This window comes from uncultured Nostoc sp., assembly GCF_964247315.1.
Taxonomy (GTDB): domain Bacteria; phylum Cyanobacteriota; class Cyanobacteriia; order Cyanobacteriales; family Nostocaceae; genus Nostoc.
On the sequence record NZ_CAXTTT010000223.1, the window covers coordinates 1 to 5,288 of the forward strand.

A 5,288-nucleotide genomic window follows, 5' to 3' on the forward strand; every position below is an offset into this window, starting at 1 on the left:
TCAAGCAAAAAGGTGCAACTTCCGAGTTCAAAGGCTCAACGTTCAAGCAAAAAGGCTCAACTTCCGAGTTCAAAGGCTCAACGTTCAAGCAAAAAGGCTCAACTTCCGAGTTCTGAAGTCGAAGTTCCGAGTTCTGAGCTTGAAGCAATAATATTTTCTCTTGACTCCTAACTCTTAACTCCTAACTCCTAACTCAGCACTAAACTTTTGCTTCCTGTTGCTGATACAAACAGTAGTAATAACCTTTGAGCGCCATCAATTCTTCATGAGTTCCCTGTTCTACCACAGCACCTCTATCCATCATCAAAATGACATCGGCATTGCGAATTGTGCTGAGGCGGTGGGTAATGAAAAACACTGTTTTACCTTGGAAAGCTGTCGCCAAGTTACGGCAAACTTGGGCTTCGGCATTGTAATCTAAGGCGCTGGTAGCTTCATCAAGGATAAGCAATTGCGGATTTTGCAGAACAGTACGAGCGATTGCTACTCGTTGCCGTTGTCCTCCAGATAATCCCGAACCTCGTTCGCCGACACGGGTGTTATAGCCATTGGGCAGAGACATAATAAAGTCGTGGGCATAAGCTACCTTGGCAGCAGTAATAATTTCTTCATCGGTTGCATCAGGATATCCCAAGGCAATATTTTCGCGGACTGTGCCATCAAACAGAAGGGTATCTTGTAACACCATCCCAATTTGACGGCGTAAGGAATAGAGTTCTACTTTACTGATGTCGTAGCCATCAATCAAGATTTTGCCGGACTTGGGTTCGTAAAGTCTGGGTAATAATTTTAGCAGTGTACTTTTACCGGAACCACTTTGACCAACAATTCCCACAAAGGAGCCAGCAGGAAAATCTAAGTTAATATTGCACAGTTGCAATGGCCCGTGTTCCGAGAAACTAAAGCTGAGATTTTCAAAACGGGCACTACCTTGAATACTGGGCATGAGGATATTTTGACAGTTACCAATTTCTACTTCTTGGGGAGTGTCTAAAATATCAGCAAGGCGTTGCAGAGATAGAGCAGTTTCTTGGAAGTTCTGCCAAAGTTGCATTAGGCGTAACAAGGGACTAGTGACATAACCAGCCAAGATGCGGAAAGCGATGAGTTGTCCCAAGGTTAGGTGCTGATTGAGGACGAGAAAAGCTCCTACCCACAGCACTAACATACTGGAAAACTTGTTGAGAAAGTTGCTAACAGAACTGGCAGTAGTTTGGGTAGATACTGTTTTGAAACCTGCGCTAATATAACGAGCATAGCGTTCTTGCCATTGCCAACGCGATCGCATTTCTAAATTTTGCGCCTTGACTGTCTGCATTCCCCCCATCACTTCCACTAAATAAGATTGCGTTTCGGCATTGCATTCTGCTTTCTCTTGCAATTGTCGCCGTATCAGAGGTGATACCATTAGGTTGAGCAAACCAAACAGAGGTACTGTTGCCAAAGCAACTAATGTCAACACTGGGCTGTAAATTGCCATCACTAAAATGTAGACCACCGAAAACACAGCATCCATCACCACAGTTAAGGCTGTACCAGTCAAGAAAGAGCGGATGTTTTCCAACTCGTGAATTCGCGTTGCTAATTCTCCCACAGGACGGCGTTCAAAGTAAGATAATGGCAGACGCAACAGATGATTAATCACCTCAGAACCAAGGGTGAGGTCAATTCGGTTAGTGGTATCTGTAAATAAATGAGTGCGGATACTAGTTAGTATTGCTTCGATGACTGCTACTACTAGCAAAAAGATCCCAAAAACTTCCAGCGTATCAGGACTGTTACCAACCAGTACTTTGTCAATAATTACCTGTGTGGCGAGGGGATTTACCAGCCCAAACAGTTGAATAACAATGGAAGCAACTAGTACTTCAATTAATACCTTGCGATAGCGCCGCAATGAAGGTACAAACCAATTCAAACTAAACCGCGCCTTGGGAGTGTTTTTATTGGTTTGCAGGAGCAGTACTTCTCCTTCAGCCCCCCAGTTTTCGGCAAAGTCTCGCAGTTTGTAGCGTAGTAGTCCCATCTCAGGAACGGCAATGAGTAACTCTTGATTGCTATTTTTATAAATAATTGCAAAACTATCTTGCCAAGAAATCATTACTGGTAGTTGCAAGCGTCCGACTGCGGCGGCGGGAACTTTTACCATCTGTGTTGTTAACCCCATCAACTCAGCGGCGGCGGCGCAAAATTGCAGAGATATAACGCCTTTCTGTTCGTGCTGCTTTGTCAACACCCGTCGCAATGTATCTCTACGCCAGGAGATGTTAAAGTATTGGCTCAACATCTGGAAGCAAGCTAGTGTTGCATCCAGCGGGCCTCTACCTTTAATATAAGGATACTTCTTTTGTTTCCCCTTAGCTGCTGGTGCTTCTGTGACAGTAATTTCTGAGGCGTAGGGAATCTCTGCGGGTAAGAGTGTTTTTGGTGTAGGAGCGAGATTTTCTCCAAGTATTGACTTGGGCAATCCCACCAGACGCATACTTGCATTAAATTTCAGCTTGGGGTTGATATCATCCAACTCCAAGCGACTCCCCACAGGAAAGTAAGCACTCGAACTACTGCTAACCAACCACAAGAATTCTGAATCTAACTGCTGGAGAGATACTTTGCGTGTAGGGAATGTTTGGATAACGGCTGCTTGAGTTGCTGTGCGGGCAAGTTTAACTAAATTCCTGCTACCATCTGCCCGACGACTCAGTTCCTCCATCAGCAGTTCATATACTTCTATGAGGGAGGCAGTATTGTCTAATGCTTGGGCAAAAGCCTTCTCCTGCTGAATCAATCCGAGAAAATCAGCGATCGCCAGATTAAAGGTGATAACTTCAGTAGAAGCGATCGCAGTTTCACATGCAATACCCCGCACATGACTTACCCAACCCAAAACCTCTCCTGGTGAGAGCAACTTCAGTGTCGCCGGATTTTGTCCTTGAGTATTGTAGGCTAATAAACGCGCTTGTCCTTGGTAGATAATGCTAATTTGATCGGGCATAGCTTCCCTGGTTATTATTACCTGCCCGATGCGATAGCGGAAGAATTGCACCTTGTTGAGCAAATTTTCTAAAACATTTGGGGATAGATAATTGAAAGGAAATAAATCGGCAATATATTCTTGAATATCAACGGTTGTATTTGTCATCATTTTGCACCCGATTTTAATAATTTCTAAGCAGCCTTTGTTTCTTGAGGCTGTGCTGGTTTGGTGTTGATTCCCATCCAGGCTTTTTCTTCTGGTGATAGTTGACTTAGTTGCTGTTGAAACCAAGTTTCAAAATTCTCTTGCAGCAATCGTTGGCGCATAAACTCGTCCAACTGAGCACTTATAAACTTTTCCACACGTACAATTATCCATGAGTCTCCAAAGGGTACGGGTGGTTGAACTATACCTACTTGACTTGTGCAAAGTAACTGAGCAAAATTGGGAGCGATCGTACCAAGTTCTACTGGGCCGATGATGCCATTTGTATCAGCTTCTGGCCCTTGAGAATATTCACGCGCTAGTTCAGAAAATGATTGTTCTCCTTCTGTAATTCGGAAGAATAGCTCGTTAGCAATTCCTCTGCTATTAGTCCGAATTAAAGAATAAATGACTTTATCAAAATGTCTTTTGTATTTGATAAAGTAAGATTCTAGCTGATGTCCCCAAGTTATTTGCTTGAATTTTTCGACTCTGAGCTTGCGGGTGGCGAAAAGTTCTAATTGTTCTTGAGTCAAACCGTAACGTAAACACCAATCTTGGATTTTTTCTGCGCTGTTTAAATCCCAATGCTGATAAAATTGCTCTAGAGCTTGAATTGTTTCGGCATCTGTGCAAGTGATGGGTGCGTTGGCGTAGCCCGTCGTAGACATCGCTAATTCAATAATGCTCTGAGATAACAATTGCGGGATTAGATTGTAACTTGCTAAAAAGGGGATAATTTCTGGCGGTAAGATGGCACTGCCGCTACGCCCATCGTAGACATCGCCTAGTTGTAATGTTTTATTCATGTTTGTGCAAATATTTGAGCCGTGCAGAGATAAATTAAGAAATGCAAGCGGTATTCAGGTATGGATTTGTACCGCTTGCATCATTTATATACTCTTGAAAGCATTGCTGTACAAAACTTTCAAGTACTACTCATCACTGCTAATGCCTTAACTTAAGCAGGGACGGAGAACTGATTAAAAGTCACATTGTAGTTAGTGCTACCAGTGAATTCAGTTACCTGCAAGAAGTAGTCACCACGTACACTAATGTTGGAAATCAGTTCTGAAGTAATACCTGCATTATTAGAGCTGGCAATTACCTCACCTGCATCGACGATGCGATTGTTGTTAGAGTCTCGAATCAACCGGATATCAGCATCGCTGCTTAATCCGTCCAATCTAATGTCGGCACCCTCACGGAATCCCAAAGAGAAGCTGTAAACATCAGTAGTGTTCTGGTTATTGACGTTACCTGTACGAGTGGTATTACCTGACAAGTGACCGAGTACAAATTCCTTAGGTAGAAGGTTGCTGGAACTGGCTGAAATTGGAAAAGTTCCAGAAGGTTCAGTTGCAGACAAAGCTAAATTGTAACTGACATCGCCTGAACTACCTGGAGCAAAGCGAGATACTTCGGCAAAAAAAGTACCAGAGCTGGTTTTAAAGTTAATCGCCTCATCTTGGTTGCTTCCGCGATTGGAAACAAGTCCAACATTTCGGTCAAAGCTATCTAATACACCGTTATTGTTAGCATCTCGAAACAATCGAATGTCGGCATCATCGCCAGCGCTGATATTTGTCAGAGATAAGTTGAGATTTTTGCCACTGCTGATTTGGAACTGAAAGACATCTGTGGGATCAGATGTAGTTAAATCAGAGTTATTCTTAACAACAGGAGTGCTACCGAGTGTACCAAGATTGAAAAGTGCCATTTTTTTGTCCTTTAGATGTTGATTGTGATGCGGTCAAGTTCAGATTAAGTTATAATTTGCACAGATGTAAATCTTCGATTTAAATCGATATTTACTAGAATGTAGTGGCTTAGAATTTGATGAAAATAAATATTATTTATTATTTTCAATAGAGCCTTAGCCGTTTGGTTTTGTGCTTGCCGTGTTCAGAACCTGTTGTTTAACCATGAATCTAAATTAAGCTGTTTTTTCAATAAACACAGCATGAAAAAGACCTCAATAGTTAGGTGTTTGAAATTAAATTCCAAGTACTTTGTATTATTTAGTCATAAAAAGTCTTATTTAGAATTCAGGTAATATAGCGTTTACCAGTCTAATGAAGTACACTAAGTAAAATAAATCAGTGTATCT

Annotated in this window: 3 protein-coding genes; all 3 read right to left on the reverse strand. The window is 42.2% G+C overall.

Annotated features, from left to right (window positions below; all coding sequences use genetic code 11):
- Positions 1-199: 199 nt before the first annotated feature.
- The 3 genes from ACFE93_RS33885 to ACFE93_RS33895 all read right to left on the reverse strand — a co-directional run bounded on the left by ACFE93_RS33885 (position 200) and on the right by ACFE93_RS33895 (position 4,898).
- Positions 200-3,142: a peptidase domain-containing ABC transporter gene (locus ACFE93_RS33885; RefSeq protein WP_375480400.1), complete on the reverse strand. Its 2,943-nt coding sequence runs from the start codon at positions 3,140-3,142 to the stop codon at positions 200-202.
- A gap of 23 nt (positions 3,143-3,165) precedes the next feature.
- On the reverse strand, positions 3,166-3,987 hold the full coding sequence (locus tag ACFE93_RS33890) for a peptidylprolyl isomerase (protein WP_375480402.1): 822 nt from the start codon (positions 3,985-3,987) through the stop codon (positions 3,166-3,168).
- A gap of 152 nt (positions 3,988-4,139) precedes the next feature.
- A complete protein-coding gene (locus ACFE93_RS33895; RefSeq protein ID WP_375480404.1) occupies positions 4,140-4,898 on the reverse strand; it encodes a pre-peptidase C-terminal domain-containing protein in 759 nt (252 codons plus the stop codon).
- Positions 4,899-5,288 lie beyond the last annotated feature (390 nt).